General features: G+C 71.1%; 20 protein-coding genes. 7 read left to right on the forward strand and 13 right to left on the reverse strand.

What is annotated here, in order from left to right; all coding sequences use genetic code 11:
• Positions 1 to 378 precede the first annotated feature (378 nt).
• Positions 379 to 2,157, reverse strand: coding sequence for a family 43 glycosylhydrolase (locus OG992_RS05775; protein WP_238685977.1), 1,779 nt, complete (start codon positions 2,155 to 2,157; stop codon positions 379 to 381).
• Positions 2,158 to 2,860: 703 nt separating this feature from the next.
• Between OG992_RS05775 and OG992_RS05780 the strand changes: the two genes are divergently transcribed.
• The 3 genes from OG992_RS05780 (at position 2,861) to OG992_RS05790 (ending at position 7,301) form a co-directional block, all read left to right on the forward strand.
• Positions 2,861 to 5,197 carry a beta-L-arabinofuranosidase domain-containing protein gene (locus tag OG992_RS05780; protein ID WP_266302609.1) on the forward strand — a complete coding sequence of 779 codons (2,337 nt, stop codon included), beginning with the start codon at positions 2,861 to 2,863 and terminating at the stop codon, positions 5,195 to 5,197.
• Between the two features lie 160 nt (positions 5,198 to 5,357).
• Positions 5,358 to 6,296: a superoxide dismutase gene (locus tag OG992_RS05785; protein WP_266302610.1), complete on the forward strand. Its 939-nt coding sequence runs from the start codon at positions 5,358 to 5,360 to the stop codon at positions 6,294 to 6,296.
• 132 nt (positions 6,297 to 6,428) lie between these two features.
• On the forward strand, positions 6,429 to 7,301 hold the full coding sequence (locus tag OG992_RS05790; RefSeq protein ID WP_238685795.1) for an endonuclease/exonuclease/phosphatase family protein: 873 nt from the start codon (positions 6,429 to 6,431) through the stop codon (positions 7,299 to 7,301).
• A gap of 77 nt (positions 7,302 to 7,378) precedes the next feature.
• Here OG992_RS05790 and OG992_RS05795 read toward each other — a convergent pair whose 3' ends face one another.
• The gene (locus tag OG992_RS05795) at positions 7,379 to 8,263 is read right to left on the reverse strand and encodes an MHYT domain-containing protein (RefSeq protein ID WP_238685796.1); all 885 of its coding nucleotides are present in this window, start codon (positions 8,261 to 8,263) and stop codon (positions 7,379 to 7,381) included.
• Between the two features lie 166 nt (positions 8,264 to 8,429).
• Entirely contained in the window at positions 8,430 to 11,231 is a 2,802-nt protein-coding gene (locus OG992_RS05800) for an RNA helicase (RefSeq protein WP_266302611.1), read from the reverse strand.
• Positions 11,232 to 11,317: 86 nt separating this feature from the next.
• On the opposite strand from OG992_RS05800, the gene OG992_RS05805 reads away from it, so the two are divergent.
• Both OG992_RS05805 and OG992_RS05810 read left to right on the forward strand, forming a co-directional pair.
• On the forward strand, positions 11,318 to 12,088 hold the full coding sequence (locus tag OG992_RS05805) for an HAD family hydrolase (protein ID WP_266302612.1): 771 nt from the start codon (positions 11,318 to 11,320) through the stop codon (positions 12,086 to 12,088).
• Positions 12,089 to 12,181: 93 nt separating this feature from the next.
• Entirely contained in the window at positions 12,182 to 13,093 is a 912-nt protein-coding gene (locus OG992_RS05810) for a DMT family transporter (protein ID WP_266302613.1), read from the forward strand.
• Here OG992_RS05810 and OG992_RS05815 read toward each other — a convergent pair.
• The 6 genes from OG992_RS05815 to OG992_RS05840 form a co-directional block, all read right to left on the reverse strand.
• Positions 13,056 to 13,979, reverse strand: a complete 924-nt coding sequence (locus OG992_RS05815; RefSeq protein ID WP_266305159.1) for a diacylglycerol kinase — start codon at positions 13,977 to 13,979, stop codon at positions 13,056 to 13,058. The two genes, OG992_RS05810 and OG992_RS05815, sit on opposite strands and share 38 nt — an antisense overlap.
• Positions 13,980 to 14,117: 138 nt before the next feature.
• Positions 14,118 to 15,071, reverse strand: a complete 954-nt coding sequence (tatC, locus tag OG992_RS05820; RefSeq protein WP_238685801.1) for a twin-arginine translocase subunit TatC — start codon at positions 15,069 to 15,071, stop codon at positions 14,118 to 14,120.
• 18 nt (positions 15,072 to 15,089) lie between these two features.
• Positions 15,090 to 15,404, reverse strand: a complete 315-nt coding sequence (tatA, locus tag OG992_RS05825) for a Sec-independent protein translocase subunit TatA (protein WP_196922929.1) — start codon at positions 15,402 to 15,404, stop codon at positions 15,090 to 15,092.
• A 159-nt stretch (positions 15,405 to 15,563) separates the two neighbouring features.
• Entirely contained in the window at positions 15,564 to 15,809 is a 246-nt protein-coding gene (locus tag OG992_RS05830) for a hypothetical protein (RefSeq protein WP_238685802.1), read from the reverse strand.
• Between the two features lie 10 nt (positions 15,810 to 15,819).
• The gene (locus OG992_RS05835; RefSeq protein ID WP_266302614.1) at positions 15,820 to 16,875 is read right to left on the reverse strand and encodes a YafY family protein; all 1,056 of its coding nucleotides are present in this window, start codon (positions 16,873 to 16,875) and stop codon (positions 15,820 to 15,822) included.
• Positions 16,872 to 17,870 (reverse strand): YafY family protein, encoded by a 999-nt coding sequence (locus OG992_RS05840; RefSeq protein WP_238685804.1) that lies wholly within the window; start codon positions 17,868 to 17,870, stop codon positions 16,872 to 16,874. The genes OG992_RS05835 and OG992_RS05840 overlap by 4 nt, the downstream gene beginning before the upstream one ends.
• Positions 17,871 to 17,987: 117 nt before the next feature.
• On the opposite strand from OG992_RS05840, the gene OG992_RS05845 reads away from it, so the two are divergent.
• Positions 17,988 to 18,992: a cation diffusion facilitator family transporter gene (locus OG992_RS05845; protein ID WP_238685805.1), complete on the forward strand. Its 1,005-nt coding sequence runs from the start codon at positions 17,988 to 17,990 to the stop codon at positions 18,990 to 18,992.
• 49 nt (positions 18,993 to 19,041) lie between these two features.
• Complete coding sequence (locus OG992_RS05850; RefSeq protein WP_266302615.1) at positions 19,042 to 20,127, forward strand: DUF3866 family protein; 1,086 nt, start codon at positions 19,042 to 19,044, stop codon at positions 20,125 to 20,127.
• A gap of 165 nt (positions 20,128 to 20,292) precedes the next feature.
• Here OG992_RS05850 and OG992_RS05855 read toward each other — a convergent pair whose 3' ends face one another.
• The 4 genes from OG992_RS05855 to rfbA form a co-directional block, all read right to left on the reverse strand.
• On the reverse strand, positions 20,293 to 20,487 hold the full coding sequence (locus OG992_RS05855) for a hypothetical protein (protein WP_238685807.1): 195 nt from the start codon (positions 20,485 to 20,487) through the stop codon (positions 20,293 to 20,295).
• A gap of 79 nt (positions 20,488 to 20,566) precedes the next feature.
• Positions 20,567 to 21,925, reverse strand: coding sequence for a Pup--protein ligase (pafA, locus tag OG992_RS05860; protein ID WP_210781723.1), 1,359 nt, complete (start codon positions 21,923 to 21,925; stop codon positions 20,567 to 20,569).
• A gap of 68 nt (positions 21,926 to 21,993) precedes the next feature.
• Positions 21,994 to 22,617, reverse strand: a complete 624-nt coding sequence (rfbC, locus tag OG992_RS05865) for a dTDP-4-dehydrorhamnose 3,5-epimerase (protein WP_238685808.1) — start codon at positions 22,615 to 22,617, stop codon at positions 21,994 to 21,996.
• Positions 22,614 to 23,504: a glucose-1-phosphate thymidylyltransferase RfbA gene (gene rfbA / locus OG992_RS05870; protein WP_238685809.1), complete on the reverse strand. Its 891-nt coding sequence runs from the start codon at positions 23,502 to 23,504 to the stop codon at positions 22,614 to 22,616. The genes rfbC and rfbA overlap by 4 nt, the downstream gene beginning before the upstream one ends.
• Positions 23,505 to 23,547 lie beyond the last annotated feature (43 nt).

Consider the following 23,547-nt stretch of genomic DNA (forward strand, 5'->3'; position numbering starts at 1 on the left):
AGGGCGCCGGTGACCGCGACGGTCACCGCCGCCCGCAGAACTCTTCTGTGTTTCATGCGGATTCCTTGTCTGTGGTGGTGCAGCGATGGGGGCGCGGCGCCGAATCTGCTGCGAGATCGGAGACGGCAGCACCTGTCGCCGTCACGGCAGCAGTGCGGGAAGTCCTGACTCGACGTCCGGCATGCCCTGGGCGGACGTCGAAATCCGAGGGGCCACAGCGGGTTCGCCCGGTGAACCACAGGAGCGGCCGCCCTCAACCATCGACTGTGAGCGATAACATGCCGTTCGTCAAGTCGTCACCAGACGTACCGAACACGGGTCGCTCCGGTGGGACGCTGTCGCTGCCGGAGCCGTACGATCACGGCTCCGGCAGCACCCTCACTGGAACGAGGCGTCGTCGACCAGGAGGCTGTCGGTGCCCTCAGCCGTCTCCACGTAGAAGGCGGCGCTGGTCAGCGTGCCGCTCCACGACACGGTCGCGGTGCCGGTGAGCAGGGTCCAGCCGTTGACGTTCACCCCGACCGCCGGCGTCAGCTGGAGGTAGTTCGTCGTGCCATTCGCGGTCAGCGACAGCGTCGCCTTCGCCGACGGGGTGCCGCTCTGTGCTCGTACCCAGGCGTTCGTGGTGTAGCTCTTGCCGTTGGTGAGCTTGGCGGTCACGTCCTGACTGGGGCCGTTCCAGGCACCGGTCCGGCCGGTGATCGACAGCGATCCGCTGCCGCCGTGCGCGAGTGTGGTGTTCCTGGCGAGGGTGCCGCTGCCGTGCACACCCCAGCCCGTCGTGCCGTTCTCCACGTCGCCGTTGGTGAGCAGGTTGGTGGCGCTGCCGCCGCCGGTGCCGCCGAACTGCCACCAGTTGATGTTGAACAGGTTGCCGCTGCCGCCGGCGAAGCGCAGGTAGAGATCATGGGTGCCGGTCGCTCCGCTGACCGCGCAGGTGCTGGTGGTCCAGGTCTGCCAGCCGCCGGTGCCACCCACTGCGCAGGTGCCAACGGTCGGGCCGGTGGCGCTGTCGAGACGAACCTCGATCCGGCCGCCGCTGGTGGCCGACGCGACCCGGGCGCTGAACGAGGTCGCGCCCGCGCCGAACGCGACGCCCTTGACCTTGATGTAGTCGCCGTTCTCGATCCAACCGACGTTCATCCCGCCCTCGCTCGACGCCTCGGTCTCGATCCCCGAGCCCCACGCGATCGTCTCCGCCTCCTGTCGCACGTACGGGTTCAGCGTGCCCACCTGTGGGGCACCGGTGTTCGTCATCGTGATCGTCGGGAACAGGCCATTGCTGGTATAGCTGAACTTCTCCACAGCGACCGAGCGGGTGTAACCACTACCACCCGGCAATGCTCCGTTGTGATAGAAGAAATACGAACCACCCTGGAAATCGATCACACCCGCGTGATTGGTGAAGCTGGCACCCTGTCGGGGCATGATCGTTCCCCGATAGGTCCACGGCCCCGTCGGCCCGGTCGCGGTGGAGTAGGCGATGAACTCCGAGCAGCATTCCGCCGCGAACACGTTGTAGTACAACCCGTTGCGCTTGAACACCCACGGGCCCTCCTCGTACAGGGTCGGCCGACTCGCATTACCGTTACGAGTACCGAACCCCGCCGTCGTCAGTGGGATGCGTGTCGCGCTGCCGGAGAACGAAATCATGTCCGGGTTCAATTTCACGTACCACAGACCCGGGTTACCCCAGTACAGATACGCCTGCCCGTCATCATCGATGAACGCGTGCGGGTCGATTTCGTTGTTGCCGACCAGGGGTCGACCGAGTGCGTCGCGAAACGGCCCGGTCGGGCTGTCGGCCACCCCGACGCCGATGACCATCTGCCCGTTGGAGCGCTGGCGCACCGGCACGTACCAGTAGAACTTTCCGTTACGCGCAACGACCTGCCCGGCCCACGCGTTGGCGTCCGCCCACGCGAACGTCGCCAGATTCATCGGCGATCCGTGATCGGTCCAGTTCACCATGTCGGCGGACGAGTAGACCCGCCACTCACGCATTGTGAAATTGGTGGACCCGTCCTCGTCATGTCCGGTGTAGACGTAGACCCGGCCGTTGTGCACCATCGGCGCCGGGTCGGCGGTGTAGATGTTCTGGACGATGGGGTTGTCGGCCTTGGCCGTGCCCGGGATCAGTGCGAGGACGCAAGCCATGCTCGCCAGCCAGGCGATGGCGCGCCTGGCCCGGTGGGTGGCCCGGGTTGTGGTTCGATCTTTCACCTTCACGATTACTCCCACAGAGAGTGCGCCGTGCGCGATGTCTGACTCGGCGAGCCACCGCTGCCCTGACTGCCGCTCGAACGTGCCGTGCCGTCCGCACGCCGAGCAGTACGACCGGCAGCAGTGTTAGCGCTAACAGCGTTTCCCGGGCGCCTCCTCCCCCATCTGACCTGGATTTTTGTGCGGCGCGGGATGTCCGTCGTAACCACATCGCAGCATTCATGTATCGACGTTGACATCCAAGATTTACGATGCACCGTACTGAGCGACCGGGCGGGCGTCAACGGGAGGGCGCTCGCTCCGCACCCACCGCCATCCGTCACACACAGTCACATTTTGGTGGTCGCGAGCCGGGCAGGTGTCCGTTTCGGACCATAGCTGCCACCGGTGGCCCGCGCCCCGGGTCAGCTTGTCGCGGGATGAGTCAACGAGGCGCCCCGGGGGTTGCGGGTGTGTTAACGACGAACTATGTTAGCGATCACATCGATGTGCCGCGATAAGCGCTTGGGTGGGCACCCAGCGTCCACGGCGACCGCGTTCCCCACCACACCGCATCCGTTGTCGGCCCCGTTGCGGCCGACCGCCCCCGCCGCCATCGATGGCGGCCCCGACGTACCCGGCCACCTGGAGGTTCCCCATGCCACCCCCGCCCCTCAGCCGCCGCAACCTGCTTCAGGCCACCGGCGCCACAGTGGTGCTCTCCGCGACCGGCGCCGCCGTCACCCCCGGAAGCGCCTCCGCCGCCATCGTGCCCCCGGCCCGGGCCGACATCGGCGTCTCGGCGTACGCGTTCGACCTCGGTCAGGTGCGGCTGACCTCCGGCCGCTGGATGGACAACCAGTCGCGGACGCTCAACTACCTGCGGTTCGTCGACGTCGACCGGATGCTCTACAACTTCCGCGCCAACCACCGGCTGTCCACGAACGGCGCCGCCACCAACGGGGGCTGGGACGCGCCGAACTTCCCGTTCCGGACCCACATGCAGGGCCACTTCCTGAGCGCGTGGGCGTACGCGTACGCGGTGCTCGGCGACACCACCTGCCGGGACAAGGCCAACTACATGGTCGCCGAGCTGGCCAAGTGCCAGGCGAACAACGGGGCCGCCGGGTTCGGCGCGGGTTACCTCTCCGGCTTCCCGGAGTCCGACTTCACCGCCCTCGAGGCACGGACGCTGTCCAACGGCAACGTGCCCTACTACTGCATCCACAAGACCCTCGCCGGCCTGCTCGACGTCTGGCGCTACATCGGCAACACCCAGGCCCGTACGGTGCTGCTGTCCCTCGCCGGCTGGGTCGACACCCGGACGAGCCGACTGAGCTCCAGTCAGATGCAGTCGATGCTGGGCACCGAGTTCGGGGGCATGAACGACGTGCTCGCCGACATCTACCAGCAGACCGGCGACAGCCGGTGGCTCGCCACCGCGCAGCGGTTCGACCACGCCGGCGTGTTCGACCCGCTGGCCAACAACCAGGACCAGCTCAACGGCAAGCACGCCAACACGCAGGTGCCCAAGTGGATCGGCGCGGCCCGGGAGTTCAAGGCCACCGGGACCACCCGTTACCGGAACATCGCCAGCAACGCGTGGAACATCACCGTCGGCGCGCACACCTACGCCATCGGCGGCAACAGCCAGGCGGAGCACTTCCGGCCGCCCAACGCGATCGCCGGCTACCTCACCAACGACACCTGCGAGCAGTGCAACACGTACAACATGCTCAAACTGACCCGGGAGCTGTGGCTGCTCGACCCGAACCGGGCCGACTACTTCGACTACTACGAGCGCGCGCTGATGAACCACCTGATCGGCGGGCAGAACTCGGCCGACAGCCGCGGCCACATCACCTACTTCACCCCGCTGCGGCCGGGTGGCCGTCGGGGTGTGGGCCCGGCCTGGGGTGGCGGCACGTGGAGCACCGACTACAACTCGTTCTGGTGCTGCCAGGGCACCGGCCTGGAGATCAACACCAGGTTGATGGACTCCATCTACTTCTACAACGGCACCACGCTGAGCGTGAACCTGTTCACGCCGTCGGTGCTGAACTGGACGCAGCGCGGCATCACCGTCACCCAGACCACCAGCTTCCCGGTCAGTGACACCACCACGCTGACCCTGAGCGGCTCGATGAGCGGCTCCTGGAGCATCCGGGTGCGGATCCCGTCCTGGACCAGCGGTGCGACGATCTCCGTCAACGGCACCGTGGAGAACGTCACCACCACCCCGGGCAGCTACGCCACTGTCACGCGCACCTGGGCCGCGGGCGACACCATCACCGTGCGGCTGCCGATGCAGATCGCCGTCAAGGCCGCCAACGACAACGCCAACGTCGGCGCGGTCACCTACGGCCCCACGGTGCTGGCCGGCAACTACGGCAACACGGCCCTGAGCACCCTGCCCACCCTCACCGTCTCCTCGATCACCCGGACCAGCACCAGCTCGCTCGCGTTCACCGCCAGCGCCAACGGGTCCACCGTGAACCTCGCCCCCTTCTACGACGCCCACGGCTACAACTACACGGTCTACTGGAACACCACGGGTAGCGGTAGCGGCGGCGGCGGCAGCTACCGCCTGCAGAACGTCGGCACGGGCCTGGTTCTCGGTGTCCAGAACATGTCCACCGCCGACGGTGGTCTGGCCGTGCAGTGGAGCGACAGCGGCACCGCCGACCACAACTGGGTGGTCGTGACCGACGGCAACGCGGTCCGGTTCCGCAACGTCCACAGCGGCAAGGTGCTGGGTGTGGAGAACATGTCCACCGCCGACAACGCTCGCGTCCTGCAATGGGCGGACAACGGCACCGCGGACCACCGGTGGATCCTCGTGGACAACGGCGACGGGACCTACAAGATCCGCAACGTCAACAGCAACAAGCTGCTCGGCATCCTCAACGCGTCGACCGCCTGGGGTGCACAGGCCGTGCAGGATTCGGACAACGGCAGCGCGGACAACCGGTGGAGGCTGGTCCGCAACGCCTGACCTCCGTCCCGCCAAACGGGCTCACCGGCGCGGTCACCCGAAGGCCGCGCCGGTGACGCCGGGCGGGCGCCCGCCAGCGGTCGTACAGTGGGGAGGGTCCTGGCCCCAGTGAACGTGGCGGACGTGTCGGCTCGTGCCGCTTCCGCCCGGAAGGAGCACAGTGAACCGTCCCCTCCGCACCACGCTCGGCGGCGCGTTGACCGCCGTCATGCTGGCCACCGTCGCCGTCGCGCCGGCGCAGGCGCACCCCGTAGACCGGCCGCCAACCGTCCTCGCCCTCCCCGACGGGTTCCAGCCCGAGGGCATCGCCACCGCGGGCCGGTACGCCTACTTCGGCTCCCGCGCCACCGGTGCCATCCAGCGCGTCGACCTGGTCACCGGCCGGGGTACGACGATCGGCGCGGCCACCGGCACGCCGTCGCTCGGCCTCAAGGTCGACCCACGTGGCCGGCTCTTCGTCTCCGGTGGCACGGCTGGCGACGCTCGCGTGCTCGACACCCGCACCGGCGAGGTGCTGGCCCGCTACCAGTTCGCCACCGCCCCGACGTTCGTCAACGACGTCGTGCTGACCCGCGACGCGGCATACTTCACCGACTCGAACCGGCCGGTGCTCTACCGGCTGCCGCTCGGTCGCCGTGGGGCGCTGCCGCCCGCCGACGCCTTCAGCACGATCACACTGACCGGCGCGTACGAGCAGGTCGGCACGGGGGTGAACCTCAACGGCATTACCACCACACCGGACGGCCGGGCGCTGATCGTCGTCCAGTCCAGCACCGGCACGCTGTACCGGGTCGACCCGGCGACCGGCGCGAGCACAGTCGTGGACGTGCCGGGCCACACCTTCACCAACGGCGACGGACTTCTCCTGCTCGGCCGCACCCTCTACGTCGTGCAGAACCGCCTCAACCAGATCGCGGTGGTCCGGCTGAACCACGCCGGCACCGCCGGAGCGCTCACCAGCACCATCACCGATCCGAACTTCGACGTACCCACCACTGTGGCCAAGGCGCTCGGCCGGCTCTACCTGCCCAACGCCCGGTTCACCACACCGCCGACCCCCACCACGCCGTACACGGCCGTCGCGGTCCGCGCCCACTGAGCGAACCGAGGGGGTACGCGCCGGGCGCGTACCCCCTCGACCCACCGCTCTGATCTGAATCGCCGATTCGGCCGCCAGTAGGATCACTGGCGCCCCGGCGATGACTGTCACCTCATGCACCCCGGAGTTCGTGTGGCCGCCCGTCCGTACCGGTTCCTGCGCCGAGCCCTGGCTGTGGTCTGTCTACTCGCCGCCGCCGCGCTCCCGGCCAACCGGCCGACCGCCTCCCCGGCCGCGCCCACCGACGCCGCGCAGCCCACGGTCCTACGGATGCTCCAGCTGAACCTCTGCAACAGTGGCCGCGCCGGCTGCTACAGCGGTCGAGCGATGGCCAGGGCCGCCGAGGTGATCAGCATCGAGGCGCCCGACCTGGTCACCCTCAACGAAATCTGCGCCGGCGACGTGTCCGACCTGCAGAGCGTGTTCCAAACCGTTCACCCAGGGCGGACCGTCGTGGCCGCGTTCCAGGCCGCCGGTGACCGCCCGAGCGGCGACGACACCCGCTGCCGTAACGGCCAACGGTTCGGCATCGGGCTGCTGACCCACGTGCGGACGCCAACCACCCCGCGCACCGTGTACGCCGGAACCCACCCGACGCAGGACCTCGGAGACCCCGAGGAACGAGCCTGGCTCTGCGTCGACGTCGACAGAGTCCTGCTCGCCTGCACCACGCACCTGTCGGCCACCGGCTACCGCGTCGCGCTCACCCAGTGCGAGCACCTGCTCGACACCATCCTGCCGACGATCGGCCGCGACGACGGGTACGAGCCCACCGTGCTGGGTGGCGACCTCAACCTGCGCGCCGGCCAGGACCCCGACGTGCGATCCTGCACCCCGCCGGGCCACCAGCGGGTCGACGACGGCCGACTGCAACACGTCACGGCGACCACCGACATCACGCTCTGCTGCCGCAGTCTGGTGCCCATGCACGGGACGACCGACCACCCCGGACTGCTGGTCACCCTCACGATCGACGGCAGCCGATCCGGCCGGCCGCCGGCCTGATCCGCCTCCTGAGCGGGCGCGGAGGCGGCCGGATCTATAAGGCCGTCAGCAACACGGCGCGGGCCGGCCGCACGACGTCAGCGCGGCGGTGTGTCCCGGCGGGACGGGAACGGAGTACCGGGCTGGCCGAGGGTGGAGCGGGCGCGCAACCCGACCGGGTCGGGAGCAGCGGCGGGCGCCGGGGCCGCCGGCTCCGAGAGCCGCCGCCCGTCCAGGTACGCGGTGGCAGCCCGGTCGTCGTCGGTCGGGGCGGCGAGCAGCGCGTAGAGCAGACCGACGACCCCGAAGATCACCGCCAGCACGATCGGCACCAGCAGGGTGCTCACCCCAGCGCCGGTCACCTCGCCCGTCCGTTCGTGGCGGTGCACCGACAGGGCGCTCATGCCGGTGAAGTGCATCCCGTTGACGGCGATCCCCATGACCAGCGCGGAGGCGAAGATCGCCAACCCCCGCCGGACGGTCATGGCGAGCCACAGCGCGACGGTGGACGCCACCACGGCGATGACCACCGAGAGCACGACCCGGACCGTGTCGTAGCCGAGGCTGCCGTTGAGGCGCATGGCGGCCATGCCGGTGTAGTGCATGGAGGCCACGCCGGCGCCGGTGAAGATGCCGCCGGCGATCAGGCGTACCGGATTCAGCCGGCCGGTGCCCACGATGGCCAGGCCGATGCCGACCGCCACCACGGCGATGGCCGTGCTGGCCGCGGTCAGCGGCACGTCGTAGCGGATCCGGGTGTTCTCGACGGCGAAGCCGAGCATGGCCATGAAGTGCATCGCCCAGATGGCGGTGCCGCCCAGCGCCCAGGCGGACAGCAGACCCCACCACGCCCGCTGACCGTTCGTGCGGGCCGTGCGGATGCGCCCGGCGCACACCAGACCGAGGATCGAACCGAGCACGGACAGCGCGTAGCTCAGCGCGGGCGTGATCCACCCGTACTCAAAGTGATTGATCTCCGCCACGGCGGCTTTCTCCCCATTCGTTACCCACGCGTCAACAAGACGCTTCGGCAATGATCAGGGGTGCCGTGATCAGGCGCAACAGTGCCCCCCGGGCCATCCGAGGCGTGCGGTTGCGGTAACCGTCCGCTGCGTCGATTCGACAGCCGAAAATGACTGAGCGTGACTGTCACGCTGACGTCTGGTACGCGAGGACACCTCGATTGACGGCCGCTATAGCCTGTCGAGCCGTCGACCGCAGCTCCGTTGTGGCACCGCCAGAGTCGGCAATCTGACCGAGCAGGTCGACGACCTGTCGGGCCCACCGGACGAAGTCACCGGCGGGCATCTCACCATCGATCTCGTGACCGCTGCCGAGCACCTTCGCCAGCGCCTCACCCCGAGCCCACCGGTAGACGGGCCAGGCGAAACCGAGATCCGGCTCCCGGGTCGCCGTCAGCCCCCGCGCCGCCTCGTCGGCCTCGATCTCCCCCCACAGCTTCAGCGTCTCGTCCACCGCGTCGGCCACCGGTCCGCGCGGCAGCGACGCCCGTTCGTCGACATCGCGGCGCGCCTCGAACACCACCACTGACACCGCGGCGGCCAGCTCGGCCGGGGACAATCCGTTCCAGACCCCCCGGCGCAGGCACTCGGCGACCAGCAGATCCGCCTCGGTCCAGATCCGGCCCAGCATCCGACCGGCGTCGGTGACCGCTCCGTCGCGGGCGAGGTAGCCACGCTCGGTCAGCAGCGCCACGATCCGGTCGAACGTTCGCGCAAGGGACCCCGTACGACCACTGACGCGCTCGCGCAGCTCCTCGGTGTCGCGCTCCAGCCGCCGACGCCGCTCCGCCCAGCGGGCGTGCTCCTCCCGCTCCGGGCAGGCGTGGCAGGGGTGGTGACGCAACTCGGTGCGGAGCTGGGTGATCTGGTGGTCCTCGCCGGCCACCTGCCGGGAACGGCCCCCGCGTCGACCACCGTGCCGATCCAAACCGGTGCCGCTGACCTCGGCGGCAAGATCCCGCCGGGCGCCCGGGGACCGGTGGTTGAAGTGCTTGGGCACCCGGATCCGGGCCAACACCTCGGCCGGAGTGGTGAAGTCGCCGGGGCTGACCCGCCCGGCCCAACGATCCTGGGTGAGCACCAGCGGCCGGGGCTCACCGAACCCACCGGTCGCCGGGTCCAGCACCACGGCCAGCCCGGCCCGCCGGCCCGACGGCACCCGGATCACGTCGCCGACCCGCAGCCGCTCCAACGAGGCCACCGCGGCGGCCTTGCGCTGGGTCTGCCCCTGCCGGGCGATCGCCTTTTCCCGGTCGGCGATCGCCACCCGCAGCGCGAAGTACTCGTCGAAGTCGCCGTGATGGCAGGCGGCCTCCGCGCCGTACGCCTCGATGGTCTCGGTGTTGCGCTGCACCTGCCGGGCCAGGCCGACCACCGACCGGTCCGCCTGAAACTGGGCGAACGAGGACTCCAGCAGGGCCCGAGCCGGCTCCGCGCCGACGGTGCCGACCAGGTTCACCGCCATGTTGTACGACGGCCGGAAGCTGGAGCGCAGCGGATAGGTGCGGGTGGACGCGAGCCCGGCCACCTGCCGTGGGTCGGTCTCCGGGGACCACACCACGACGGCGTGCCCCTCCACGTCGATGCCTCGGCGGCCGGCGCGCCCGGTGAGCTGGGTGTACTCCCCCGGGGTCAGGTCGACGTGAGCCTCGCCGTTGTACTTGACCAGCCGTTCCAGCACCACGCAGCGGGCCGGCATGTTGATGCCCAACGCCAGCGTCTCGGTGGCGAAGACCGCCTTGACCAGGCCGCGGACGAACAGCTCCTCGACGATCTCCTTGAACACCGGCAGCATGCCGGCGTGGTGGGCGGCCAGGCCGCGTTCCAGGCCGTCCAGCCACTCCCAGTAGCCCAGGACCGACAGGTCCTCGCCGGGAATGGCGGTGACCCGCGACTCGACGACCCGGCGGATTTCGGCCCGCTCCTCCGCCGAGGTGAGCCGCAGTCCGGCCGCGAGACACTGCTGCACCGCGGCGGCGCAACCGGCCCGGCTGAAGATGAACAGGATCGCCGGTAGCAGACCCTCGCGGTCCAGTCGGTCGACGATGTCCGGGCGCAACGGGCCACGCCAGCGCGGGCCGCGCCGGCCGGCACCGGGCCCGGCGCTGCGCCCCTCACCCAACTCCAGCCGCCGCGCGGTCTCCCGGGTGTAGCGGAGCAACTCAGGGTGCACGTCGTGCTTGCGGGCGGCGTCGGCGTCGTGGAACAGGTCGAACATCCGCTTGCCGACCAGCATGTGCTGCCACAACGGCACCGGCCGGTGCTCGCTGACCACCACCGCGGTCTCGCCGCGCACGGTGACCAGCCAGTCGGCGAACTCCTCGGCGTTGGAGACGGTCGCCGACAACGAGACCAGCGTGACCGAGGCGGGCAGGTGGATGATCACCTCTTCCCAGACCCCACCGCGGAACCGGTCGGCCAGGTAGTGCACCTCGTCCATCACCACGTACGCGAGGCCCTGGAGGGTGCTGGAGCCCGCGTAGAGCATGTTGCGCAGCACCTCGGTGGTCATCACCACCACCGGCGCGTCGCCGTTGATCGCGTTGTCACCGGTCAGCAGGCCGACCTGCTCGACGCCGTACCGGGCGACCAGGTCGTGGTACTTCTGGTTGGACAACGCCTTGATCGGCGTGGTGTAGAAGCACTTGCGCCGCGCCGGTGGGGTCGTCGCGTCGGCAGCGGGCACCGGGTCGTCGGGCCGCCCCCGCAACGCCAGGTGGACGGCGAACTCCCCCACCACCGTCTTACCGGCGCCGGTGGGAGCGCAGACCAGCACACCGCTGCCCCGCTCCAGCGACTGACACGCCTCCCGCTGGAAGTCGTCGAGGTCGAACCCCAACTCGAGGGCGAACTCGTCCAGCGCCGGAAACTGTGCGGCTTGTGCGGCCTTGCGGCGCGCCGCTGCGTACCGCTCGGCGGGGCTCGACATGGCACCAAGATTAGTGCGTGCCGCGTCATGTCACCCCACAAGGCCGTCCGGAGGCGCGGTCGGGGGCGGTCGGTAGGGTGCACGGCGTGCCGGACCATGCCGAACCGCCCCAGACCAGTCCGCCGGGCACCGCTGAGGCGCCCGCCGCCCGCCGGGCGTCCCGACGCCCCGTCAAGGGGGTGCTCTTCGACTTCCACGGCACCCTGGCCCAGGTGGAGGACCCCCAGCGGTGGGTGCTGGAGGCCGCGGCGGCGTGCGGTGTGACCCTGGACCGGGTGCGCGCCACCTCGCTGGCCGACCGGCTGCTGACCGCCGGGCGCGCCGGCGGGCCACTGCCGGCACGGGTGCCGCCCCGACTCGCCGAACTGTGGGCCGACCGGGACCTCTACCAACACGCTCACCGGGGCGCGTACACCGGATTGGCCGAGACCGTCGACGCCGGCATCGACGGCTTCGCCGACGCGCTCTACGAGCGGCTGCTGACCACCGAGGGCTGGCTGCCGTACGCCGACACCACCCCCACGCTGACCGCGCTGCGCGACGCCGGGGTGCCGGTGGCGGTGGTCAGCAACATCGGCTTCGACCTGCGGCCACACTTCGACGCCTGGGGGCTGACCGACCTGGTTGGCGCGTTCGTGCTCTCGTACGAGGTAGGGCGCTGCAAACCCGACCCGGCGATCTTCTGGCGGGCCTGCGGCATGCTGGGCGTCGACCCGGAGCAGACCCTGATGGTCGGTGACACCCCGGCGGACGCGGGCGCGGTGGCCGCCGGCTGCTCGGTGCTGGTGCTCCCGGCAGCCGAGCCGGGCCGGGAGAACGGGCTGGGCGCGGTGCTCGACCTCGCCCTGCCAGCCTGAACGACACCGCCCGATCCGTGCTGTGCCCACCGTTGGTCACAGCGGTGGGCACCGCCGCCAGGTAGCCGGAGCTGAGCGCCTACCGTCGTGCCCGTGACCGAGATCCTGCTGCCCACGCCCCGGTCGGGCGAGACACGACCGGCCCGGCGCGGTGGCGTCGCCGCCGTGGGGCTGGTGCTCGGCGGTGCCCTGTCGGTGCAGTTCGGCTCCGCAGTGGCCGCGCTGCTCTTCCCGCGTACCGGGGTGGCCGGCGCGGTGACCCTGCGGCTGACCATCTCGGCGGTGCTGCTGCTCGTGGTGTGCCGGCCCCGACTGCGCGGACACGACCGGCCGGCCTGGCTCGCGGCCGGCGCGTTCGGGCTGGCGTTGGCCGGCATGAACTCGCTGTTCTACCAGGCCATCGAACGCATCCCGCTGGGCCCGGCGGTGACCCTGGAGGTGCTCGGCCCCCTCGCCCTGTCGGTATTCTCCGCCCGCCGACTGGCCAGCTGGGGCTGGGCGGGTCTCGCCCTGGCCGGGGTGGCGCTGCTCGGCCAGGGCGGCTTCGACCGGCTGGACCCGGTCGGGGTGGCCTTCGCGTTCGGCGCGGGCGCCATGTGGGCCGCGTACATCGTGCTGAGCGCCCGGGTCGGCGGCCGCTTTCCCGGCGCGGACGGGCTGGCCCTGGCACTGGCCGTCGCCGCGCTGGTCACCCTGCCGCTGGGCATCGTCGACGGCGGCGCGGTGCTGCTCGACCCGCCGGTGCTGGCGCTCGGCGCCGCCCTCGCGGTGCTCGCCTCCGGGCTGCCCTACACCCTGGAGCTGCTGGCGCTACGGCGGATGCCCACCGCCACCTTCGCGGTGCTGATGAGCCTCGGCCCGGCCGTCGCCACGCTCGCCGGGTGGCTGGTGCTGCGGCAGGCGCTGACAGTGCTGGAATGCGCCGCCATCGTGCTGGTCATCGCCGCCAGCATCGGCGCGGTACGGGTCAACGCAGCAGCCGCAGGGCGCCCGGAACGGCACTGATCGTCACCGGCAGCCGCAGGGAGCGTTCCCCGTCGGCGTACGAGGTGATGCCCTCGGCGGCCAACTCCACAGTGCGGGCCCGGAAACTGCGCACCAGCGGGTGGCTGACGTGGGTGCCCTGGTAGATGCGCGGCTTCACCCGGACCAGGGTCCGCCGGTTGACCCGACCCGCCACCACCACGTCGAGCAGTCCGTCGGTCGGGTCAGCGTCCGGGCAGATCCGCATCCCACCGCCGTACGTGGGGCAGTTGCCCACCGCCACCAGCACCGCGTCCAGGTCGTGTGGCACCCCGTCCAGGCGCAGCGTGTAGCGGCGTGGGCGCAGCCGGGCCAGCTCGACCAGGATCGCCAGGTCGTACCGGCGCGGGCCGCGCGGCCAGCGCATCCGGTTGGCCCGCTCGTTGACGATCGCGTCGAACCCGGCCGCGAGGACCGCTCCGTACCAGCGCTCGACGCCGTCGACCCCGACCATCCGGGCCAGGTCGACCGGTTGACTGCGGCCGTCGCGCACCGCCTCGGCGATCACCGTCGCCGCGGCGAGGGGGTCGGCCGGGAAGCCGGTGTCCAGGGCGAAGTCGTTGCCGGTGCCGGCCGGGATCGGGCCGAACGGCACGGCGGTGCCGGCGACAGCCTGCAACGCCCGGTGCACTGTGCCGTCCCCGCCGACCGCCACCAGCGCGCCAGCGCCCTCGGCGACGGCGGCCCGGCACGCCGCCTCCGCCTCGGCGGGGCTGGACGCCGGCAGCAACCGGATCGGCCGTCCGGCGGCGGACAAGCCGTCCAGCAACCGGGGCAGCAACGCGCGGTGCCGTCCACGACCGGCGGTCGGGTTGGCGAGCACGGCGACCGGGCCGGGCAGGTGATCGTCTGCGGTCACGGGCAGCACCGTACCGGTCGGACACCCGCCGTTCACCAGGGGCAGGCGCCGTCACCATCAGTTCCGCCGCCAACGCGCGAGGTGACGCGACGACGCCGCCCCCGGCAAACGGGGACGGCGTCGGTGGAACCGGGCGGCGCGGGGCCGTCAGGTCATGTCGTCGTAGCGGCGTTCGATCGGCGCCGGTGGCGCGACCGGTTCGGGTACGCCGATTGGCGCCGTCGAGTCGACCCGCTGCCCGGCCACGACCGGGTCCGCGTCGAACTCCAGTGGCGACACCTCGTCGTCGTCGATACCGGCGTAGACCTCCTTGCCCCGCCCACGTCGCCGATCGTTGAGGAACGCGACGCCGACCGCGGCGAAGTAGAGCGCGGAGAGACAGAGCGCCAACGCGGTCATCCCGAACGGGTCCGGTGTCGGGGTGACCACGGCGGAGAAGGCGAAGAACACGAAGATCGCCACCCGCCACCAACTGAGCAACCGTTTCGCGCTGGCGATGCCCACGAAGTTGAGCATCAGCACGACGAGCGGGAACTCGAAGGCCACACCGAACAACAGGATCAGGTTGGTGACGAACGAGATGTACCGGGTGACTTCCAGGGTGGTCGCGATGTCATCGCCGGACACGTTCATCAGGAACTCGAGGCCCTTGGCGGTGACGAAGAACGCCAGCACCGCGCCGGCCGCGAAGAGCGGCGCCGCCAAGGCCGTGAAGGCGTAGGCGTAACGCCGCTCGTGCCGATGCAGACCAGGCGCGATGAAAGCCCAGAGTTGGTAGAGCCAGATCGGCGCCGCGATGATCAGGCCCACCCACAAGCCGATCTTCAGGTTCAGCAGGAAGAGGTCGGCCGGCCCGAGCTGAACGAAGAGGCACTTGTTGGTCTCCGGGTCGATCGACCCCGGCAGGTCGCAGTACGGCTTCGATAGCAAGATCCGGACCGGCTCGGCCAGCCAGATACCGAAGCCGAAGCCGATCATGATCGCCAGCGACGCGCGGAACAGCCGGTTGCGCAGTTCCCGAACGTGCTCGATGAGCGTCATCGAGCCGTCGGCGGCCCGCTCGAACGCCTTTGGGCCACGTTTACGCAGTGCGAAGGCCACGGTGGTGGGGCCCTTCGGTCAGTTGTCGCGGACGCGGTGCACCGGGTCGACGACCGGCTGCTGCGGCGGCGTCTGCTGGTACGGGGCCTGCTGCGGCTGGCCAGCGTACGGCGCCTGCTGCCCGGCGTGCGGCGGCAACGGCTGGTAGCCGGCCTGCGCGTCGGCCTTCTCGGCGAGGTCGCGGTCGTCGTCCTGCAGGCTCTTGGTCTCGGCCTTGATGATCCGCAGCGACCGACCCAGCGAACGGGCCGCGTCGGGGAGCCGCTTCGCACCGAAGAGCAGGATCAGCACAACCACGAGAACAGCGATGTGCCACGGCTTGAGGGCACCCATGAGAAGCTCCAGTCGCTCTGTGTCCGGGGGGTGGTACGCAGCCCATCGTACGTGCGGATCGGCTGCCCGCCACCCACTGGGTGGTGGTGGTCTGGGCGGGAGGGTGAAGTCTTGACCAACCCGCGATGATCCGTCAACCACCGCCGGGCGCGTACCCGATCAGCCGCGCTTGGCCCTGATCACCGCGAGTCGCTGGGAGGTGGTGTCGAGCCGACGTTGGACGTCCTCGGCGCGCTGTTGCAGCGCCTCGGCGGTCTCCCGCAGCGCCTCAGCCTCGGCGGCCCGCCGCTGCAACGCCACGGCGGCGCGGCGCAGTCGGGGCAGCCGGGCCAACACCGGGCGCACAGCCAACGCGAGCGCCACGAGGGGTAGCAGCACCACCGCGAGCACGATCCAGATCAGCACGGCGGTCAGCCTACTGGGTGCGGCCGGCCACCGCCGGGTCACCCGACGGCGCACGCTCCGGGACGCTCTCGGGCGGCCGGGGCACTGCCGTGGGCGCGGGCACGGCGTACGCGTCCAGCGCTGCGGCCGCCGTCGCCCGCACCTGCTCGGCCAACTCGACCGGGGCGACCACCGCCACCTCCGGGCCGAGGCCCAGCACGAACCGACGGGCCCACCCCAGGTCGGTGACCCGAAGGGAGACGAGCCACTGGTCGCCGTCGCCGGCCTCCACCCGCTCGCACGGGTAGTACTCGGTGATCCACCGCTCGCCCCGACCGATGCGCAGGGTGATCAACGGAAGGTCTGCCGAGGGGCGGAACACGCCCTCGGTGAGGTCGTGCGGGACGGCCTGCGGCGGCACCATGGCCGGCTCGTCCAGCTCGGTGATCGCGTCGATCCGGTCGGCGCGGAACAGCCGGACGGCCTCCGCGCGCCGACACCACGCCTCCACGTACGCCCGGCCGCCGACCATCAGCATCCGCAGCGGGTCGATGACGCGCTCGGTGGTCTCGTCCCGGGCTGCCGTGTAGTAGGTGATCCGCAGGGCCTTGCCGCCCTCCACGGCGGCGCGCAGCGCCTCGACCCGCGGGGTGTCCCCGGGCAACCGCACCGCCACCGGCGCGCCCACCAGGTCGCCGGCGGCCTCGATCTTGGCGAGGGCCCGTTCGACTGCCTCCCGGTTGGCCACCCCGGGCGTCTCGGCCAGCATCCGCAGCGCCACCACGAGGGCCAGGGCCTCGTCGGGGGTCAGCCGCAACGGCCGGTCGATGCCCGCGTCGTAGGTGATGGTCACCCGGTCGCCGTCGAACGCCATGTCGATCAGGTCACCGGGGCCGTACCCGGGCAGCCCGCACACCCAGAGCAGCTCCAGGTCCTCCCGGAGCTGGCGCTCGGTGACGCCCAGGTCACCGGCCGCCTCGGCGATCTCGATGCCGGGCCGGGCCAGCAGGTAGGGCACCAGGTTGAGCAGTCGGGCCAGCCGGTCGGCGGAGGCGCGGGAGCCGTTACGGGCGGCCGGGCGGGTCACCCGGCACCCCCGCTGACGGCCAACTCGTCGTGGCGCACGGCGATCTCCTTGAGTCGTTGGATGACCGCCTCGCGGACCTCCGGTGGGTCGAGGACCCGCACGTCCGGGCCGTAGCCGACGAGATGACCGGCCAGCCCGTCCGGGTCGGCGTACGGCAGGACCAGCAGGTCGCCGTCCGGCCCGGCGGTCACCTCCACCGCCCACCGGCGCAGCCCGGCGGCCCGCCCGGACGCCACCAGCACGGTGGCCCGACCGGTGCGCTCCACCGGACCCGACCAGCGGGCCACGTGGCTGATCAGGTCGACGTTGGCCGGCGGCTCGTACGCGCCGGGGGCGCCGGTCACCCGGACCGCGCCGACGACACGGGACAGCCGGAAGCAGCGGGTCGCCTCCCGGTCCTGGTCGTGGCCGACCACGTACCACCGGCCGCGCCAGCAGACCACGCCCCACGGTTGCAGCCGTCGCCGGCTGGGCGCGTCGCGGTCGGGCACCCGGTAGTCGAACCCCACCTCGCGGCGGTCCCGGGCGGCGGCGGTCAGCGGCGCGAACGCCGGGTCGACAGTGACCATCGGCTCCAGGCCGAGGGTCGCCTGCGGGTCCACGTCCACCCCGGCGGCACGCAGCTTGGCCAGCCCCGACGACGCGGCGGCGGCCAGCCCGGCGTGCTGCCACAGCCGGGCGGCGATGCCGACCGCTGCTGCCTCGTCCGGTTCGAGGAGGATGTCGGGCAGCGCGTATTCGCGGTGGGCGATCCGGTAGCCGGGCTCGGCGTCGAAGGCGCTCGCCGTGCCGGTCTCCAGTGGCACGCCCAGCTCCCGCAGCTCGGCCTTGTCCCGCTCGAACTTGCGCTGGAACGCCTCGTGGTCGCGCGCGTCGTCCGGATCGTGCTCGTAACCGGGCACGGTCGCGGCGATCTGCGCGGCGGTCAGGAACCGTCGCGTGGACAGGAGGCAGATCACCAGGTTGACCAGGCGTTCGGTGCGGGTCCGCGACACGCGGTAGACGCTAGCAGCCGACCCGCCCACACCGTGCACCCGCGCGGGCGTGCCGCACACTTGTTCGGATCGGGCCTCCCCCGGCGCGCCGCCGTCCGCGGTCATAGGGTGATTCTCATGTCGCAAGCGGAGGCCAGGCCCGAGAGCGAAAGCGTCGGCACCGTCGTCGTCGCCGGCGTCGCCAACCTCGCCATCGCGGTGGCCAAGCTGATCGCCGGGCTGATCTCCGGATCAGCCGCGATGCTCTCCGAGGCGGCACACTCGGTCGCCGACACCACCACCGAGGTGCTGCTCTTCCAGGCGCTGCGCCGCGGCGCCCGCCCGGCCGACCAGCGACGCCCCTTCGGGTACGGCAAGGAAAGCTACGTCTGGGCGTTCTTCGCGGCCATGTTCACATTCGTCGCCGGCGCCGGTTTCGCCGTCACCCACGGCGTCACCACGATCCTCGTGCACGAGCACAGCGGCGACTACCTCATCTCGTACATCGTGCTCGCGGTGTCGTTCGTCATCGAGTCGATCTCACTGGCCCGGGCCGTGCGGCAGGTCCGCCGCGAGTCGCGACGCTGGCGGACCACGCCTCGGCGGTTCCTGCGGCTGACCGCCGACACCACAGTCAAGGCGGTCTTCCTGGAGGACAGCGCGGCCCTGATCGGTCTGGTGCTGGCCGGGCTCGGCGTCGGCCTGTCGCACGCCACCGGCGACGAGGTGTGGGACGGCGTCGCGTCGATCCTGATCGGGCTCCTGCTGCTGACTGTCGCCGGGGTCCTCGCCGCCAACAACCTGTCGCTGCTGGTCGGCCGAGCCGTCCCGGAGCGGCTGCGCCACGAGATCGAGCAGGACCTGGCCGGGCTGCCCGAGGTGGAGCGCATCGACACCCTGTTGACCATGCAGCTCGGCCCGCAGGACATCCTGGTCGCCGCGAAGGTCGACTTCCGCGACGAGGCCACCGGCGCGCAGATCGAGGCCACCGCCGACGAGGCCGAGCGGCGGCTCACCGACCGGTACCCGGAAATTCGGTTCGTCTTCCTCGACCCGACCCGTTCGATGCCCGGCGCCACCGGCACCGCCCGGCACACCCAGGCCGGGCCGACACCGGACGCCGGCGGCCCCGAGCCGACCTGACCCGCACCCGGGCGCGGGCCGCCGGGCCCGCGCGGCTAGCGTGCCCGTCATGGTGCGATGGCGTACGGGGACGGTGGCGACGCTGCGACGGCAGTGGACCGGGGCGGTGGAGCTGGACGTCGACCTGCCCGACGGCACGCGGATGCGGGCGCTGGCCTACCCGGAGCTGGTCGGCACGCCCGAGCCCGGCGACCGGGTGCTGCTCAACGCCGGCGCGCTGCTGATGGGGTTGGGCACCGGCGGGTACGCCCTGGTGGTGGCCCTGCCGGACCGGCTGCCCTCGGACCCGCCGGACGTCGCCGACACCCGCGACGCCGGGCACCTGGTCAAGGCCCGCTACACGCCGTTGCAGCCGATCCTCCTCGGTGTCGACGAGGAGGCCTCTCCGCACCGCGACGTGCTGGCCGACGCGGACGACCTGGGCGGCCTGCCGGTGGTCACCGCCGACCTGCACTCGGCGCTCCCGGCGATCCTGGCCGGTATCCGGGCCGACGCCCCGCAGGCGCGGGTGGCGTACCTGCTCACCGACGGCGGGGCGTTGCCCGCTTGGTTCTCCCGCACCCTCGCCGGGCTGCGGGCCGAACTGGCCGGCACGATCACCGTCGGGCAGGCGTTCGGTGGCGACCTGGAGGCCACCACCCTGCACGGCGGTCTGCTCGCCGCCCGGTACGTGCTCCACGCGGACGTGGCGATCGTGGCTCAGGGACCGGGCAACCTGGGCACCGGCACCCGGTGGGGTTTCTCCGGCGTCGCCGTCGGCGAGGCCGTCAACGCGATCGCCACGTTGGGCGGAAGGCCGGTCGGCTCGTTGCGCATCTCCGACGCCGACCCCCGTCCCCGGCACCGGGGCGTGTCACACCACAGCCTCACCGCGTACGGCCGGGTGGCGCTCGCCCCGGCGGAGCTGGTGGTGCCCGAGGATCTGACGCCGTCCCTCGCGGCCGAGGTGCACGCGGCGTTGGCGCCCCTGGCGGCCCGGCACCGGATCGTCCGGGTGCTCACCGACGGTCTGGACGCCGCGCTGCGGGCCAGTGCCGTGCCCCTGTCCACCATGGGCCGTGGCCTCGACGCCGACCACGCGTACTTCCTGGCGGCGGCCGCCGCCGGCCGCCACGCGGTGACCCTCCTCCCCTGACCCAACCCCACCCCCCACCCCCGACCCCACCCCCGACCCGGTTGATCATGAAGTTATTGCCCGTCGCCCCGGCGTGTCATGGCAATAACTTCATGATCAACGCGAGCTGGGACGGGGTGGGACGGGTGGGAGGGGGTGGGAGGGCACCCGGGGGTGGGGGGTGGGTCAGGCCAGGAAGATCAGGGCTAGCCAGCCGCCCACGATGAGCGCCAGGGCCAGGGCCAGCACCCACGTCGGCACCGTGTAGTCACCGCGCCGGTTACGGTCGATCTCGGCGCGAATCTTCTCCCGCCGGCGTTCGATCCAGTTCTGCCGCTCGGTGCCGCGCTCAGGGCGGTCGGAAGGTCCAGAAGTCGTCATGGCGCGCTCAGCTTAACCGCTCGGCGCATCGGGCTGACCGGCCCCGTCGGCGCAGCGCACCGACGGGGCCGGCAACCGGTCACATGCTGGCGATCAGCCGCTCCACCCGCTCGTCGTACGCCCGGAACGGGTCCTTGCAGAGCACGGTGCGCTGCGCCTGGTCGTTGAGCTTCAGGTGCACCCAGTCGACTGTGAAGTCCCGACGCTTCTCCTGGGCGTGCCGAATGAATTCGCCCCGCAGCCGGGCCCGGGTGGTCTGCGGCGGGGTCTCCTTGGCCTCGAAGATCTCAGGGTCGGTGGCCACCCGGTCGACGTCGCCACGGCGCTCCAGGAGCCCGTAGAGGCCCCGGCCGCGGCGCACGTCGTGGTAGGCCAGATCCATCTGCGCCACCCGGGGGTGCGACAGCGGCAGGTCGTGCTTGCGCTGGTAACGCTCGATCAGCCGCAGCTTGCTGACCCAGTCGATCTCCCGGGAGACCGGCTCCAGGTCGCCGCTCTCCACCGCGTTGAGCACCCGGCCCCACAGCTCGACCACCCGCTTGGCGGCCTGGTCGCCGCCGCGTCGCTCGACGAACTCGGTGGCCTTGGCCAGGTATTCCTGCTGGATGTCCAGGGCGCTGACCTCCTTGCCGTTGGCCAACCGCACCTTGCGCCGGCCGGTGATGTCGTGCGACACCTCCCGGATGGCCCGGATCGGGTTCTCCAGGGACAGGTCGCGCATCACCACCCCGGCCTCGATCATCCGCAGCACGATGTCGGCGGTGCCGACCTTGAGCAGCGTGGTGACCTCGTTCATGTTGGAGTCGCCGACGATCACGTGCAGCCGCCGGTAGCGCTCGGCGTCAGCGTGCGGCTCGTCGCGGGTGTTGATGATCGGGCGGCTGCGGGTGGTCGCCGAGGAGACGCCCTCCCAGATGTGCTCGGCCCGCTGCGAGAGGCAGTAGACCGCGCCGCGTGGGGTTTGCAGGACCTTGCCGGCCCCGCAGATCAACTGCCGGGTGACCAGGAACGGGATGAGCACGTCGGCGAGCCGGCCGAACTCGCCGTGCCGGGAGACCAGGTAGTTCTCGTGGCAGCCGTACGAGTTGCCGGCCGAATCGGTGTTGTTCTTGAACAGGTAGATCTCACCCGCGATGCCCTCGTCGTGCAGTCGCTTCTCCGCGTCGACGAGCAGGCCCTCCAGGATCCGCTCGCCGGCCCGGTCGTGGGCGACGAGATCGGTCACCGAGTCGCACTCCGGTGTCGCGTACTCCGGATGCGACCCGACGTCCAGGTAGAGCCGGGCCCCATTGCGCAGGAAGACATTGCTCGACCGACCCCAGGACACCACGCGACGGAACAGATACCGCGCGACCTCGTCCGGGGACAGCCGCCGCTGCCCGCGATAGGTGCAGGTGACGCCGTACTCGGTCTCGAGGCCGAAGATTCGCCGCTCCATGGTGTGACATTAGCCGCCCGGAGGCCCGGTTCGTCACTGTCAGACCACAGGTCGTGCTCCGAGCGCGGTCACATACCGGTTGAGTGCGACATTCCGTCCGGACCGAGGCTCGCCACGAACCGCCGGCAACTGTCGTACTCCGGAAGCAGGCCCCGCTCGCGGGCCTGCGCCAGAGTCGGCGCCGCGTCGTCGCGCGCGGACAGCAATGGAACGTCGGCGGGCCACTCGATGCCCAACTCTTCGTCCAGTGGGTGCACCGCGTGCTCGCCGGTCGGGTTGTAGGTGGCCGAGCAGAGATAGCTCAACGTCGCGTCGTCGGTCAACGCGCAGAACCCGTGCCCCAGCCCCTCGCTGAGGTAGACCGCCCGGCGGTCGGTGTCGTCCAGCCGGACGCCCTCCCAGTGACCGAAGGTCGGCGAGCCCACCCGCAGGTCCACGATCACGTCGAGGACCGCGCCCCGCACACACGTGACGTACTTGGCCTGCCCGGGCGGGACGTCGGCGAAGTGGACGCCGCGCACCACGCCACGCGCGGAGACCGACAGGTTGGCCTGGGCCAGCCGCAGCGGATGCCCCACCACCTCGGCGAGCTTGTCGAAGCGGTACCACTCCATGAACATGCCGCGCGGGTCACCGTGCTGCTGGGGGCTGATCTCCCAGGCGCCCTCGATGCTCAGCTCCCGGATCTTCACCAGGAACCCCCGTCGTTGCCGGCCTGATCGGTGAGCAGACCGAGCAGGTAGTTGCCGTAACCGCTCTTGGTCAGCGGCTCGGCGAGCGCGCGCAGCTGCGCGTCGTCGATCAGGCCAGCCCGCCAGGCGACCTCCTCGACGCAACCGATCTTGAGGCCCTGCCGCTCCTCGACCACCCGGACGAACTCGGCGGCCTGCATCATCGAGGTGAACGTGCCGGTGTCCAGCCAGGCGGTGCCCCGATCCAGCACCGTCACCGCCAGCTCCCCGGTCTCCCGGTACACCTCGTTGACCGCCGTGATCTCCAGCTCGCCACGAGCGCTCGGGGTGAGCTTGCGGGCGATGTCCACCACCCGGTTGTCGTAGAAGTAGAGGCCGGGCACCGCGTAGCGGGACTTCGGGCGGGCCGGCTTCTCCTCGATCGAGAGCACCCGACCATCGGCGTCGAAGTCGACAACGCCGTACTCCTGCGGGTTGGCCACCTGGTAGGCGAAGACGCGCCCACCGACCGGGTCACCGTGGTCGGCGAGCTGCCGACCCAGACCCACGCCGTGGAAGATGTTGTCGCCGAGGACCAACGCCACCGACTCGGTGCCGATGAAGTCCGCGCCGAGGATGAACGCCTGCGCGATGCCCTCCGGGCGCTCCTGGCTGACGTACTCCAGCCGCAGCCCGAACTGGCTGCCGTCGCCGAGCAGCCGACGGAACTGGTCCTGGTCGTCCGGAGTCGTGATCACCAGGATCTCCCGGACCCCGGACATCACCAGGGTGGAGAGCGGGTAATAGATCATCGGCTTGTCGAAGACCGGCATCAGCTGCTTCGAGACCGCCCGGGTGATCGGCCAGAGCCGGGACCCGGTGCCGCCAGCAAGTAGGATTCCGCGCATCGGGGAAGCCTAGCCGCACCCGTGAACGTTGTGCGGGGGTCGC

Source organism: Micromonospora sp. NBC_00362, assembly GCF_026342155.1.
GTDB classification, from domain to species: Bacteria; Actinomycetota; Actinomycetes; order Mycobacteriales; family Micromonosporaceae; genus Micromonospora; species Micromonospora hortensis.